Annotated in this window: 13 protein-coding genes; 4 read left to right on the top strand and 9 right to left on the bottom strand. The window is 70.1% G+C overall.

What is annotated here, in order from left to right; genetic code table 11:
* Positions 1–293: 293 nt before the first annotated feature.
* A complete protein-coding gene (locus FRCN3DRAFT_RS0214975; RefSeq protein WP_007507078.1) occupies positions 294–1,340 on the top strand; it encodes a zinc-dependent alcohol dehydrogenase family protein in 1,047 nt (348 codons plus the stop codon).
* A gap of 44 nt (positions 1,341–1,384) precedes the next feature.
* On the opposite strand, the gene FRCN3DRAFT_RS49495 is transcribed toward FRCN3DRAFT_RS0214975, so the two are convergent.
* The 7 genes from FRCN3DRAFT_RS49495 to FRCN3DRAFT_RS49490 form a co-directional block, all read right to left on the bottom strand.
* On the bottom strand, positions 1,385–1,981 hold the full coding sequence (locus FRCN3DRAFT_RS49495) for a hydrogenase maturation protease (RefSeq protein ID WP_007507080.1): 597 nt from the start codon (positions 1,979–1,981) through the stop codon (positions 1,385–1,387).
* The gene (locus tag FRCN3DRAFT_RS0214965) at positions 1,939–3,168 is read right to left on the bottom strand and encodes a Ni/Fe hydrogenase subunit alpha (RefSeq protein WP_007507082.1); all 1,230 of its coding nucleotides are present in this window, start codon (positions 3,166–3,168) and stop codon (positions 1,939–1,941) included. The genes FRCN3DRAFT_RS49495 and FRCN3DRAFT_RS0214965 overlap by 43 nt, the downstream gene beginning before the upstream one ends.
* A 124-nt stretch (positions 3,169–3,292) precedes the next feature.
* Positions 3,293–4,198: an NADH-quinone oxidoreductase subunit B family protein gene (locus tag FRCN3DRAFT_RS44595; protein WP_007507084.1), complete on the bottom strand. Its 906-nt coding sequence runs from the start codon at positions 4,196–4,198 to the stop codon at positions 3,293–3,295.
* A complete protein-coding gene (locus tag FRCN3DRAFT_RS0214955; protein ID WP_007507086.1) occupies positions 4,199–5,149 on the bottom strand; it encodes an FAD/NAD(P)-binding protein in 951 nt (316 codons plus the stop codon).
* Complete coding sequence (locus FRCN3DRAFT_RS0214950) at positions 5,121–5,588, bottom strand: cyclic nucleotide-binding domain-containing protein (RefSeq protein ID WP_007507089.1); 468 nt, start codon at positions 5,586–5,588, stop codon at positions 5,121–5,123. The genes FRCN3DRAFT_RS0214955 and FRCN3DRAFT_RS0214950 overlap by 29 nt, the downstream gene beginning before the upstream one ends.
* Positions 5,585–6,781: a 4Fe-4S dicluster domain-containing protein gene (locus FRCN3DRAFT_RS44590; RefSeq protein ID WP_007507091.1), complete on the bottom strand. Its 1,197-nt coding sequence runs from the start codon at positions 6,779–6,781 to the stop codon at positions 5,585–5,587. The genes FRCN3DRAFT_RS0214950 and FRCN3DRAFT_RS44590 overlap by 4 nt, the downstream gene beginning before the upstream one ends.
* Before the next feature lie 140 nt (positions 6,782–6,921).
* Positions 6,922–7,353, bottom strand: coding sequence for a hypothetical protein (locus FRCN3DRAFT_RS49490; protein ID WP_007507093.1), 432 nt, complete (start codon positions 7,351–7,353; stop codon positions 6,922–6,924).
* Between the two features lie 344 nt (positions 7,354–7,697).
* Here FRCN3DRAFT_RS49490 and FRCN3DRAFT_RS0214935 point away from each other — a divergent pair, with 344 nt between their 5' ends.
* Positions 7,698–8,162, top strand: a complete 465-nt coding sequence (locus FRCN3DRAFT_RS0214935) for an SsgA family sporulation/cell division regulator (RefSeq protein WP_007507096.1) — start codon at positions 7,698–7,700, stop codon at positions 8,160–8,162.
* A 57-nt stretch (positions 8,163–8,219) separates the two neighbouring features.
* Complete coding sequence (locus FRCN3DRAFT_RS49485; protein ID WP_007507098.1) at positions 8,220–8,618, top strand: HPF/RaiA family ribosome-associated protein; 399 nt, start codon at positions 8,220–8,222, stop codon at positions 8,616–8,618.
* Between the two features lie 65 nt (positions 8,619–8,683).
* On the opposite strand, the gene FRCN3DRAFT_RS0214925 is transcribed toward FRCN3DRAFT_RS49485, so the two are convergent.
* Positions 8,684–9,337: a response regulator gene (locus FRCN3DRAFT_RS0214925; RefSeq protein ID WP_269799823.1), complete on the bottom strand. Its 654-nt coding sequence runs from the start codon at positions 9,335–9,337 to the stop codon at positions 8,684–8,686.
* A gap of 169 nt (positions 9,338–9,506) precedes the next feature.
* The gene (locus tag FRCN3DRAFT_RS0214920; protein ID WP_027140593.1) at positions 9,507–11,168 is read right to left on the bottom strand and encodes a sensor histidine kinase; all 1,662 of its coding nucleotides are present in this window, start codon (positions 11,166–11,168) and stop codon (positions 9,507–9,509) included.
* Positions 11,169–12,028: 860 nt separating this feature from the next.
* Between FRCN3DRAFT_RS0214920 and FRCN3DRAFT_RS44575 the strand changes: the two genes are divergently transcribed.
* The gene (locus tag FRCN3DRAFT_RS44575; protein ID WP_131803590.1) at positions 12,029–12,463 is read left to right on the top strand and encodes a CBS domain-containing protein; all 435 of its coding nucleotides are present in this window, start codon (positions 12,029–12,031) and stop codon (positions 12,461–12,463) included.
* Positions 12,464–12,649 lie beyond the last annotated feature (186 nt).

Raw genomic sequence — 12,649 nt, 5'->3', positions numbered from 1 at the left:
TTCGGACCTCGAACCACACCTTCTGCCCACCGGCTTTCGGTGCGAGAACATCAAAGGTCCCGACCCGTGCAGGATTTGGGGGATGCGGACGCCTTGTCACTTCCGCTCCAGGATCATCTGGCCGTAACGGCTCGTCCTCACCTGCTCAGGTGGGCAGTCAACCGACCGGGCGGCCCGGAGCTGATACAGGGGTGTCCAGCGGCCGGCGGGCGCGGGACCTTCAGCCTCTCCTGTGGCTGCCTCCCCGGACGCAGTCTAGGGAGGCTGATTCGCCCGGGCATCTGGAGGCCGCTATGAAGGCGCTTGTTTATCACGGTGCGGGAGTCAAGTCCTGGGAGGACGTCGCGCGTCCCGAAATCCTGTCCGACACGGACGCGGTGGTGCGTGTGGACACCACCACGATCTGCGGCACGGACCTGCACATCCTGAAGGGCGACGTTCCCGCCGTGACGGACGGTCGCATCATCGGCCACGAGGCGGTCGGCACCGTCGAAGAGGTCGGCACGGGTGTCAAGAACGTGAGGGTCGGCGACCGCGTCCTCGTGTCGTGCGTGAGCGCGTGTGGTGTGTGCCGGTTCTGCCGAGAAAGCCGTTACGGCCAGTGCCTCGGCGGTGGCGGATGGATTCTTGGAAACGAAATCGACGGTACCCAGGCCGAGTACGTCCGCGTGCCGTTCGCCGACAACTCGACCTACCCTGTGCCGGCCGGTGTCAGCGACGACGAGCTGTTGATGCTCTCTGACATCCTGCCGACGGGTTACGAGGTCGGCGTGCTCAACGGTCAGATCCGGCCCGGGGACGTCGTCGCGGTGGTCGGGGCGGGGCCGATCGGTCTGTCCGCGATCAGCGGAGCGCGGCTGTTCAGCCCAAGTCACGTGATCGCCATCGACCTCGCGTCGAGCCGGCTCGACGCGGCGAAGCGGTTCGGCGCGGACCTGGTCGTGAACAACGGTGAGCAGGATCCCCGTGACGTGGTGATGGAGCTGACCGGCGGGCTGGGCGTGGATGTCGCGATCGAGGCGGTCGGGGTTCCGGCCACGTTCGAACTCGCCGCCGATCTCATCAGGCCGGGTGGGCGGGTGGCCAACATCGGCGTGCACGGCAAGCCGGCGACCCTGCACCTGGAACGGCTGTGGACACGAGACGTCACGATCGTCACCGGCCTGGTGGACACCTACTCGACGCCCACGCTGCTGCGCCTGCTGACCAGCCGGCAGATCAATGCGTCCCGCTTCGTCACGCATCACTTCCCGTTCGACGAGTTCCTGCAGGCCTACGACGTGTTCGCCCACGCGGACAAGACCGGTGCGCTGAAGGTCGTCCTGAGCCGGGAGGCCTGATGCGGGAGGCCTGATGCGCCCGTTCGTTGCCAGGGCCTCGAGGCTCAGTGGTGTCGGACGTGATGCTGATCATCAGCCGGGAGCTCTCCGTCCCAGCGACTCCAAACCTGATCATCTGATGGGAGGCCGCCCAGGACTGTCGGGTAGGCGGCGGCTTCGGCGACGACGGCCTTGGCCACCCGGTGGGCGGCACTCGCGACCTGAGGGTGGATCGGCGTGGTTGCCGACAGGTGGTGGGCCCTGATCGTGTAGATGACCACGAGCGTTGGCAGCTCTCCGAGCGCTCGCCCGATCTCGATCACGTGCGCGATGTCCAGTCCGTGCGTGGAGGCGACGGAATCCGGGTGGAGCGGGCCGCCTTCGACCACGGCGAGGCGGCGCACCGTTCCGGCCCTGTCGGGCCCGGCGAGCGGGGCCGGCGGGCCGGCGGCGTCGATGATCCAGGCCGCGTCCACCCCGTTCCAGGCCGTGAGCAGGCCGGTTGGCTCGGCGCAGTCGATCACCTCCGTTCCGGGTCCTGGCTGGCCGCGGACCAGCCCGGCCACCAGCCGCCCCACGCCGTCGTCGCCGCGGTGCGGGTTGCCGATCCCGACGACGATCAGCCGCGGGTGACGTCGACGGTCAGGAAGTGCGTCGCGCATGAGATGCAGGGGTCGTGGTTGCGGATCGTGCGTTCGCAGAGCAGCGTCAGCTCGGCTTCCGGCAGGTCGAGGTGGCGTTCGACGACGCCGCACAGGTCCTCCTCGATGGCGAGCTGGTTCTGGGAGGTGGGCGGGACGATCTTCGCGTCGAGGATGGTGCCGGCGTCGTCGGTGGTGTAGCGGTGGTGGAGCAGGCCGCGGGGGGCCTCGGTGGCGCCGTGGCCCGTCCCCGCCCGGGGCGGGGTCGGGAGGGCGGGCGAGTCCGGCTGGGTGTAGGCGTCGATGAGCCGCAGTGCCTCGTCGGCGGCGTGGACCATCTCGACGCAGCGCACGAGGATGCTTCGGTAGGGGTTGCGCTCGGGCGGGCGCAGGCCGATGGCCGCGGCCGTCTCCCGCGCGGCCGGGGCGAGGGACGGAGCGTTCACCGCGAAGCGCGCGAGCGGTCCGACGAGGTAGGAGCGGCCGTCGGCGAGAGTGGACTGCAGCGCGTTCGACCAGGGCACCTGCCGCTCGGTGACCGCGTCGTCGTACTCGGCGGCGGTGACGTCCAGGCCCTCGGTGGAAACGATCCGCCCGCGTTCGATCGCGTACTCGCCGGGTTGGTGGAGGGCCACGAACGGCTGGTGGACGTGGTCGTCGGGGAAGTCCAGCCCGGCGGCGAACCGGGCGGTGTCGGCCGCGAGGTCGCGGGCCCGTTCGAGCGGGCCGACGAGGCCGAGGAGCTCGGCGCGGTCCGGTGCCCGGTACCAGCCGCCGACGCGGGCGTTGACGGGGTGGATGGGACGTCCGCCGATGACGGACATCACGGTGTTGCCGGCCTTCTTGACCGCGAGTCCCCCGCGGATGAGCTCAGGCTGGGACCGAGCGAGGTCGACGGCGCTGTCATGGCCGAAGAAGTCGGGCAGGTGCAGCAGGTAGACGTGCAACGCGTGGCTCTCCAGCCATTCGCCGCAGTAGAGCAGCCTGCGCAGGTCGGCGGCGGGGCCCTCGACGTCGACGCCACAGATGTCCTCGATGGCCGCGAGCGCGCTCATCTGATACGCGACCGGGCAGATGCCGCAGATGCGGGCGGTGATGTCGGGTGGCTCGGTGTAGGCCCGGCCGCGCAGCAGCGCCTCGAAGAACCGCGGCGGCTCGAAGATCTCCAGATGGGCCTCGGTGACGTGGCCGTCGCGGATCCGCACCACCAGACGTCCTTCACCTTCGACGCGGGTGAGCGGCGCCGGCGCGATGGTTCTCGTGCCCGCTGCCCCCGGCCCGGTCAGCCGCGCCGGCCTGCCCGGCGTCCGAGGTCCGGTGGCACGCGTCGGATCAGTGCCGTTCATCGTCTCTAGCCCTTCGACGGGCCGCGCTTACGGCGTGCTCGTGCTGGGCCGCCGCAGCGGGCGGTTCCACGAGGGCGTCGCGGAAGGCGGGCGCGCCGACGTTGAACGTCCGCAACACCCTCGTGACCCCACGCTCGTCCATGCCCAGCACCTCCAGCTGCTGGATCAGCGCGGCCGTGTTCGGGCTTTCCATGGGACCGAAGCAGCCGTAGCAGCCGCGGTGGTAGGCGGGACAGATCGCGCCGCAGCCGGCATGGGTGATGGGTCCGAGGCAGGGTGTGCCGTGCGCGACCATGACGCAGACCCGCCCGGAGCGCTTGCATTCCGTGCAGACCGAGGCCGAGGAGATGGCCGGGCGCCGTCCGGCCAGGAAGGCGCCGATGACCTCGAGCAGCTGGCCGGGGTCGACCGGGCAGCCCTGGAGCTCGAAGTCGACCCGCACGTGTGTGGAGACCGGGGTGGAGGTCGAGAGGCTGGTGACGTACTCGGGGCTGGCGTAGACGGCCGCGAGGTACTCGTCGGCGTCGGCGAGGTTCCGCAGTGCCTGGACGCCACCCGCGGTGGCGCACGCACCGATCGTGACGAGTCGCCGGGACGCGGCGCGGACCTGACGGATACGCGCGGCGTCCTCCGCGGTGCTGATGGAGCCCTCCACGAGCGAGAGGTCATAGGGCCCCGCGACCACGGCGCTGGACGCCTCCAGGAAGAAGGCCACCTCGATCGCGTCGGCCAGCGCGAGCAGCTGGTCCTCGCAGTCGAGCAGCGTGAGCTGGCAGCCGTCACAGGAGGCGAACTTCCACACCGCGAGCCGGCGCCGGCGCCCGGCAGACGTGGTGGCGGGGTCGCCGGCGCCGACGTCCGATACCGGGACGGTGGCGGCTGAAGCGGTCATCTAGAGCTCCCGTACGGAGAGCAGCGGGCCGAGCCGGCCGAAGTCGGCGACAGGACCGTCCTGGCAGAGCATCAGCGGGCCCAGCTGGCAGCGGCCGCAGTGGCCGACTCCGCAGTGCATGTTGCGCTCCATCGACAGGTGCACGGCGGACGCGCGTACGCCCCGCTCGACGAGAGCCTGGGCGGTAAGCCTCATCATGATCTCCGGACCGCAGGTGAATGCCACCGTGCGGGCCGGATCGAACCGGGTCCGGGGCAGCAGGGCGGTGACGACGCCCACGTCTCCTGTCCAGCCGGCGTCGGCGGCGTCGACGGTCACCAGCACCTGGATGTCACCGCCGCGGGCCCAGGCGGCGAGCTCGTCGTGGTAGAGAAGATCCAAGGGGGTGCGGCCGCCGACGAGGAGCGCGACGTCGCCGTACTCCTGGCGCCGGGACAGGACGTACTCGACAGCGGGACGCAGTGGCGCCAGTCCCAGGCCGCCTGCGACGAGGACCAGGTCCGCGCCCGCCAGCCGGTCCGGGTCGAGGGGCCAGCCTCGGCCGAACGGCCCCCGGACCCCGAGCACGTCGCCGGGCCGGCTCGCGCAGATCGCCTCCGTCACCGGGCCCACCGCCCGGACGGTATGGACCAGCGTCCGCCCGTCTGCCGCCGGCTCCGTGCGGGGTGGTGCCGGCTCCAGCGCCGGCGCGGTGCCGGTGGTCGGACACGCGCCGCCGCTGGAGCCGGCGCCGCCCGCGAGGGACAGGGGAACCTCGCCGACGCCGAACGCGTACACCATGGTGAACTGCCCGGCGCGGTGGCGGAGAAGCGGTTCCGTACCGACCGCCGGGGCCAGGTACAGGGTCCAGGTGTCGTGGGTCTCCTGGTGCCGCTGGATGACGCGGAACGGGCGGGGAGTCATGGCCCCGGCGCCGCTCCGGTCAGCCCTGCTCTGGGTTTCCGTAGACATCGAGCAGCCTCAGGCGGGTCGCCCACAGCCGCTCGGCGAGCACCCGCGAGACGCGGACGAGGACGTCGTAGGCGAGCGCGGGATCGGCCGCGAACTGGGAACGCAGCCGCGCGCCGTCCACCACGCTGGCGGTGACCGGCGAGAGCGCGTGGGCGTCGAAGACCAGCCGGTATGGCGGGAACAACCACGACCATCCGACCAGTCCACCTGCGCCGACCGTCTCGATCGGGACCAGGCCGCGGGTGGGGACGAACAGTTCGATTGCGACCGTTCCCTGCCGCAGAACGTAGAAGACGTCGGCCGGATCCCCCTCGCGCAGCAGAGCGTCACCTGCGTGGAAGGACACGTCCCGGGCGTGTCCGGCGAGGAGCGCGAGACGCTCTGGAGGCATTCCGGCGAACAGCTCCGCGTCGCGCAGCGAGCTGTCGACCGTGCTCACCGCTGCGCGTCCCTGGCGGCGGCGTCGTCCGTCGGCGGCGGCAGGTGGACAGCCGGCGGGTCACCGTCCACGTCGTTCCCGCGGATCGCCGCGAGTTCCTCGGTGACGTCGATGCCGACAGGACACCAGGTGATGCAGCGTCCGCAGCCGACGCAGCCGGACGTCCCGAACTGGTCGTGCCAGGTGCCGAACTTGTGGGTCAGCCACTGACGGTAGCGCGAGCGCGGGGCGGCTCGGACGTCGCCGCCGTGCAGGTGGGAGTGGTCGAGGGAGAAGCAGGACTCCCAGCTGCGCCAGCGTTCCGCCGTCCCGCCCGCCAGGTCACCGACGTCCTCGACGGTGGTGCAGAAGCAGGTCGGGCAGACCATGGTGCAGTTGCCGCAGGTCAGGCAGCGCCCGGCGACGTCGTCCCAGCGCGGGTGCTCCAGGTTGTCCGCGAGCAGGTCGCGCAGTCCCCGCGCCTCGACGGTACGGCCCATCCGGTCAGCGGCCGCGCGCACCGCGGCTGCCGCCGCCTCCCTGTCGACTGGTCGCGCGGGCTGGCTGGCCAGCTGGTCGAGAACCTCGCGGCCGCGGGCCGTGCCGGCCTCGACGAGCAGCCGGTGTTCGCCGTCGAGGATCTCGCTGAGCACGAGGTCATAGCCGGAGCTGACGGCTGGGCCGGTGTCCATCGACGCACAGAAGCAGGTGCCGCCCGGTTCATGGCAGTTCACCGCGACGATGAACAGGTCCGCGCGTCGCGCCGCATAGTCGTCGTCCGGGTGGCGGCCGTCCGCGAGGATCCGGTCCTGGATCGCGATCGCGTGCAGTTCGCACGAGCGCACACCAAGGAGCGCCATCGGCCGATCGGGCGGAGGTTCCTCCCGCACGTCGAAGCCGCGCTCCGGGTCACGCTGGACACGCAGCAGGCGGAGCCGGGGCGGCAGGAGGCACTGCTTCCACGAGTGCGGCCCGACGGCATAGCCGAACCGGGCCTCATCCGACCGTCGCTCGAGCCGGTAGGTGGCCGCTTCCTGCGCGTCCGTCCATCCCGTGGGCAGCTGCGCCGCGGTGGTGATCTCGGCGTAGATGATCGCGCCATCGCGGATGGTCGGCCCGATCACCTGGTACCCACGGCCGCGAAGCACCCCGATGAGGTTGTCCAACTCCGCCGGCGCGACGACGGTCTCTGGCGCCCGAGTCTCCGCAGCCATGGCCCCCCACCGTCATCGGAACGACACTCTCAGTGCTGTCGGAGTATCCCCGGCGGCGGCGGACTGACACCGAGCCGAACGCCAGCACCGGCGTCGACCGGATGACCATCAACCACCGAGCGCCCACCGGCGCCGTCGGATCACGCCCTGGTCTCGGTGTGTTCGCCGCGGGAGGCCGCGTGGCTGGCGCCACGAGCGCCGCGGTCATCCGCACCGAGTGGACCGTCGGCGCCGCTGCGGCCTTCGTCGCGCTCGCGATGCCAGGCGTCCGTAGTCGGGTCGTGGCGCCAGGCACCACCCGTGCTGTGCCGTTCGCCCTCGATGGGAGCGTCGCGGTCGACAAGAAGCGAGTGGTCGATCGGCATCGGAGGTGCGGTCCCCTGGCGGACTCGCTCCTGATAAACCCGATCACGCCAGAAATCCCGACCGATCGCGAGAACGAAGGCGAAGGCGCTCACCGCCATCAGGATGACGCCGACGGCGGTGAAATCAATGCTGGCCGGTTCGGCATGGACCGCGAAGGTGAAGATGGCTCCAACGGTGAAAACGAAGAGGCATAGCGCGGCGGTCATGGTCACAGGCTCCCACCCAGAAGGCCGGGTAACGAGATGACTGCCGGCCGGTCCACCCGTGCCATTCGGCCTTCGCGCCTTGACCTTCGCGACGTGGCCTTCGCGACGTCCAGCGGCCTCGCGCGGTCGCTCGCTCGTCAGGCTGGCCGTCACGGTGCGTTGGTCCCCGCGCCGACGGGGCAACAGTCCCGTTCGCCGGGACCCTGGCGTCTATCGGGGCCGTTGCAAGAGGTCCGTTCCTCCTACCAAGTCCGGCCGGTCGTCTCAGGACCAGGCCGTGGTCAGGCGGCAAATTGGTTAGGCCAGCACAGAACGGACCGCGGCAGAAGACGAGGAGGGTCGAGATGCTGCATCACCGGTCATCCGCGGCAAAGAAGATCACCTGCGACCTGCCGATCGGCCTGGTCGTCGACAACGGGGAGCGGCTGCCGCTGACCGGCCATCTGAGTTTTGATCCCGCCGACCCCATCGCGATAACACTCGTCATTCGGATGGCGGCCGACAAGAACGTCGAGTGGACGTTCGCGCGCGCCCTGCTGAAGGCGGGCGGTCCTCGACCGCCTGACGTGGGCGACGTACGGGTCCGGCTGGCCTGCGGTGCCAAACGGCGGGTCACGGCCCTGACGCTGACGACCCCGGACGGCCAGGCCGACCTGGAAATGCCATCCCAGCGAGTCGCGGCCTTTCTGCGCCGCACCTACACGGCCGTCCCGCCCGAGATCGAGGCCGGCTTGATCGACTGGAACGCCGAGTTCGGACCGCTACTCGGATTCGGCAACTCCCGATCGGAAAGGCCGACCGACATGTGACTCATCCGCCGATGGGCAGCTGAATGCACGGCAAGGCGATGCATCCTGGAGAAGAAAATGACCAGCACTTCGCGGAACGATCTCGGTGTCGTCACGTTCCAGATCTCCGGCCCCGTGCCCCAGCCAGCACGCGACTATGCCGTGGAGAAGGTGAGCGCGTTGGCACGCCTGTGCCACGAACCGATCTTGCACACGCAGATCAGGCTCGATACGGGCGGACGACCTGGCACGGTCCCGGCGTCGGCGACGGCGAGTCTGGACGTCAACGGGACCCAGGTGCGGGCACAGGGGGAGGGAACAACGCTGCGCGAAGCGACCGACCTACTTCAGGCCCGGTTGCGGGCGAGACTCGTCCGGCAGGAGGATCGCCCTCGCCGGAGCGAGTCGATCCGCACGGGCCCGTCCGCGCGGCCCCCGGGTGATGGCGCCGGCGGCACCGCTTCCGACCCCGTGTGACCTGGTCGCCAGGTAGCGGGCGACCTGTCTGGCTTGGGTCGCCCGCTACCCGGCATCAGCGCGAGTCAGGAGGCCGGGTGGTCCTGACCGAGGTGCTTGGACGCGAGGACGGCGGCCTGGGTGCGGCTGGTCAGCCCGAGTTTGTCCAGGATGCTCGACACGTAGTTCTTGACGGTCTTCTCGGACAGGTGAATACGTGTTCCGATCTGGCGGTTGGTGAGGCCTTCGGCGACGAGCCCCAGAATCTCGCGTTCGCGGGGGCTGAGCTCCGCGAGGACCGGATCCTGCTTCGGTCCCTCGCGCAGCCGGGCGAGCACCCGCTGCGTCACCGACGGCGACAGCAGCGACTGGCCGGACGCCACCGTCCGGATCGCGCCCACCAGGTCGGTGCCGCGGATCTCCTTGAGCACGTAGCCCGCGGCGCCGGCCATGATGGCGGAGAAGAGGGCATCGTCATCGTCGAACGAGGTCAGGATCAGGCAGGCGACGCCTGGATACTGCGACCGGATCTCGCGGCAGACGTCGATCCCGCTGCCGTCTGGCAGCCGGCCGTCGAGGATCGCCACGTTGGGTGTCAGGGCAGGTATACGCCGCAGCGCCTCCGCCACGAGCCCGGCTTCCCCCACCACCTCGATGTCGTCATGACGCTCCAGGGTGCGCCGTAGACCATTTCGTACGATTTCGTGGTCGTCGAGGATGAATACCGTAATCTTCTCCACGCCGAGGACGATACGCGGCATGACCTCGACCGATATCCGTCGACCGGAGTGGCGACCTCGGGACCTTCGTCATGCGGCGCGCACGCCCAACGACCGGCGCGGACGCACGTCGATGGGTTCCGATGACTACGAAGGTCCCGCCGCCGACGGCATCGCGCAGGCTGGGGACCTAGATCGGAGCTGTCCAGCGCAGGTGGGTGCCGCCCCCGGTGGGAACCGTCAGCCGGAACGTCCCGCCGAGCGAGTCGGCACGCTCTCGCAGGTTGGTCAGCCCGCTGCTGCGGACCGCGTCCCCGATTCCCACGCCATCGTCCTCGGCGTCGATGACGATCTCGTCGTTCTCCAGGCGGACGCTGACCCGCAGTGCGGTGGCGTGGGCGTGCCGAGCCGCGTTGGACACCGCTTCCCGTACCACCGCCAGCAGGTGGGCGGCCAGCGTGTCGTCGACGACGGTGTCGAGAGGGCCGGCGCAGGTCACCGTCGGCGCGAAGCCGAGTCCGGCTTTGGCGTCCGCGGCGATCTTCTCGACGGCGGAGCGCAGGTTCCCGCGCCCGAGCTGGGCGGTTCCTCGCAGCTCGAAGATCGACCGCCGAATGTCCTTGATCGTCGCGTCGATGTCCTCGACGAAGCCGTTGAGGCGGTCCGCGTTCGCGGTCTTCTCGTATTGCGCGACGTCCTGGATACCCAACGCGACGGCGAACATTCGCTGGATGACGTGATCGTGAAGGTCACGGGCGATCCGACCGCGGTCGGCCAGCACCACGAGTCGTTCCCGCTCGGACTTGGACCGGGCGAGCTCCAGGGCGACCGCCACGTGTCCGGCGAAGCTTGATGCCATGTCGAGGTCGGGGGCCGTGAACACCTGACGTCCGTGGGCGCGCCCCAGGAGGAGAACACGGCGGTCGGCGTCCGTGCTGGCCCGCAGCGGCAGAGCGATGAGGCACCCGATGTCAGGTCCTCGTTCCAGATCGCAGGCGTCCGCGGCGGCGTCATCGGTGAGCACGGGGTGCTGTTCGGCGAGTACGCGCCCGGTCAGGCTGCCATCGAGGGGAACCGCGTTTCCCGCGGTGTCCGCTCCGGCCGCGACCTCCACGACCGCGGCGGCGGGATCGTCACCGCGGGTGATCATGGCCGCGTAGTCGGCATGCGCGGTGGCTCGCGCCCGCTCGACAACCAGGTCGATCGGCTCTGCTGGTTCCGTCATCAACTCGTGGGTCACCTCGGCAGACGCCCTCATCCACTGGTGTCGCCGCTGCGCCTCGTCGAACAGCCGGGCGTTGTCGATCGCGACTCCGGCGGTGACCGCCAGCGCGAGCGCGAGTTCCTCGTCCTCGGCGGTGAAGGGCCGGCCGTCGCGTTTCTCGGTCAGGTACAGGTTGCCGAATACCTCGCCACGCACGGTGATGGGCACTCCGAGGAACGTGTGCATCGGTGGGTGCCCGGGCGGGAAGCCGATGGCGTTCGGGTCGCGGGCGATGTCGTCCACCCGGCGGGGATGCGGGTCGTCGATCAGAACGCCCAGGACGCCCTGACCGGTTGGCAGGTGGCCGATGCGCGTGACGTCCGCGGGGTCGATGCCGACGTGGACGAACTCCTCGAGGGTCCTGTCGGGGGCCACCACTCCCAGCGCCCCGTACCGCGCGTCCAGGAGATCGCACGCGGCCTCGACCACCAGCCGCAGAAGTGTCGGCAGCCGCAGGTCCGCCGTCACCATCCGGTGTGCGCGCAACAGGCCCCGCAGCCGGCCCTGAGTGGCCATGACGTCCTGGGCACGGTCGACCAACTGCGCCAGCAACTCATCGAGCTCAAGGCGAGCAACAGTCGGAAACATCAGGTCGTCACCATCAAGCGGTGGCTCGGACCGCCGCGCCTCAAACGGGTCGGCCCAAACGTCCGCTCGGCTGACTGCATCCACGGCCGGAGCGTAGCCAAACTGTGTGCAACCGGCCATCTAGTCTCCGCATATTCACGCATGCTTCCGCCTTTTCCCTCCGTTGCAGGCGCAACAAGGTGCCCCGAGTGATCAGGCACCACGAGATGTGGTTGACTCGCCCGCCGTCTTCTGGTGGTCACTGGAGGGCGTTACGGCTACGGGACGAGGCGGCCGATCCAAAACTGTGTCCGACTACCGACGCATCGCGACGAAGGATGTTGCCCCTCGTCATGGTCCAAGGCTCGCGGGCTGACCCCAGCACGCCGCCGAAGCCATGATCGATCGCCGACAGCCCGCCGGGGGGAGGTGCACCGTCGTCGAGGTGGATCCCACGATTGCCCCGCAGCCGCCCCCATCAACAGGGACTTTCGGTCCGGCCCGCACGTCTCATAGGTCCGAACACGGCCAGCGCCTCGCCAGGACCGCGCACCGACGAAGAGCCGCCGCTGGTGGCCGGTGCCGCTGATCGCTGCCTGTGCCGGACGTCCGTGAGCGGTGGTCCGAACGGCTCCGTCTCATCAGCGACTTCTGCCGGTCGTGCCACCGCACGTGGCGCCTCACGATGGAGTCGGCAAACCGGCGACCGCGGTCATCGACGGACCGGGCCGGTTGATCCAGGGGAGGCACGGGTGAGGACACAGCCCGACCCACGAGAATGCGGCCCCAGCCCCAGCGACCGAGAAGACGTGCGACCTTCTGCCTCGGAGACGTTCCGGGCGCCGGTGGGCGACGTTGCCGACCTGCCGGTCGATGCGGTGATGACGACCCGGGTCCTGGTCACGACCCCGGACGACGACATCCTCCTTGCCTGGGAGTTGATGATCCACGCAGGCATCCGCCACCTACCAGTCGTGGACGGGTCCCGGCTGGTCGGACTGATCGACGACCGACGGTTGGCCAGCGAGTGCATGGTCCGCCCACTCGCCGCCAGGTCCGTCCGCGACCTCGTCGATCACCCGCCCCTCCGGGTACGCAGGGACGCGTCCCTGCGCGACGTCGCCGCGCGGATGGCGGCCGATCGCACCGACGCCGTCTGCGTAACGACTCCAGCCGGTGACCTGATCGGCGTCGTCACGACCAGCGATCTGGTCCGCGCGCTCGCCGGCGGGCTGCCAGCGCACCGAGAAGCCACGGCCACGACGATGACACCCGTGCTGTTCCGGCTCACCCCGGTGCTCCCCGCTGACAGCTGAACCCGCTCGCCGCCAGGCGGTGGTCCGCACCGTCGAGACCGACACCGCCATGCTGTTCTTCCTCGGCGACCACATCTACAAGCTCAATAGGCCGGTCCGTGACCGCTCCGTCGACTTCACCACCGCGCAACGCATGACGCCGACCGGAGGGAGACGCAAGGTCTCGCCCCGGCCGGCGCCGTCCAC

Origin of the sequence: Pseudofrankia saprophytica (assembly GCF_000235425.2) — a bacterium.
GTDB classification, from domain to species: domain Bacteria; phylum Actinomycetota; class Actinomycetes; order Frankiales; family Frankiaceae; genus Pseudofrankia; species Pseudofrankia saprophytica.
The sequence above is the reverse complement of the archived record's forward strand: the minus strand, read 5'-3'. Positions and strand labels throughout refer to the sequence as shown.